2 protein-coding genes and 1 pseudogene are annotated in these 489 nt (G+C 59.1%); all 3 read right to left on the bottom strand.

Going from position 1 to position 489, the window contains the following annotated elements; all coding sequences use genetic code 11:
• Nucleotides 1-157, bottom strand: a 157-nt coding sequence (locus JHD77_RS32090) for a DnaB-like helicase N-terminal domain-containing protein (protein WP_325099880.1), incomplete at its 3' end; no start/stop codon positions are given.
• Nucleotides 154-378 carry a hypothetical protein gene (locus JHD77_RS32085; protein WP_009315888.1) on the bottom strand — a complete coding sequence of 75 codons (225 nt, stop codon included), beginning with the start codon at nucleotides 376-378 and terminating at the stop codon, nucleotides 154-156. The genes JHD77_RS32085 and JHD77_RS32090, both read right to left, overlap by 4 nt.
• Nucleotides 362-489, bottom strand: a pseudogene (locus tag JHD77_RS32080) (HNH endonuclease signature motif containing protein); the annotation flags it as partial. The pseudogene JHD77_RS32080 and the gene JHD77_RS32085, both read right to left, overlap by 17 nt.

Raw genomic sequence — 489 nt, 5'->3', positions numbered from 1 at the left:
TGGCGGTGAAAATCAGCCGATGCTCATGCCGGAAGAAGTCCTCCTTCTGCAACTGATCGCCGACAATGTCCCATGCCGCGTTGTCCAGCATCAGGCCGCCGAGTACCCCTTGCTCCGCCTCGACGGAGTGCGGCGGCGTAAGTTCCAGAACACTCACTTCGAGTCCTCCCGGCTGATCTGCAGAAACGTGCTTCCGCTGCCGTCCGGGGAGCCGATGATCTCCAGCGCTTTCACTTCCACCTTGGCGGACTCGATGATCACCGAACCCACATGAGCCACCGCTTTCGCGCGCTCGATATCCAGGGGCTTGTCTTCGTCAAGCAACCCTTCGATGGTGGCAAAGAGGTGATTCCGCAGATCCTCAATCTTGTTCTTCATGCTCGACCTCCTGAATGGTGCGCTTGAGCTTGCTGATGACGCGGATTGCGCTCTTCAGCTCAGGTGGATAGCGATGGATGGAGTTGCGGCGCATGCGTTCGGCCCGGGTGA

Source organism: Pseudomonas sp. P20 (genome assembly GCF_016463925.1).
GTDB classification, from domain to species: domain Bacteria; phylum Pseudomonadota; class Gammaproteobacteria; order Pseudomonadales; family Pseudomonadaceae; genus Pseudomonas; species Pseudomonas aeruginosa.
Note: the sequence above shows the minus strand (reverse complement) of the source record. Positions and strands in the feature narration are given on the sequence as shown.

Excerpts from the sequence above, each read along its gene's own strand:
- JHD77_RS32085 (WP_009315888.1), bottom strand. The coding sequence starts at position 378 with ATGAAGAACAAGATTGAGGATCTGCGGAATCACCTCTTTGCCACCATC.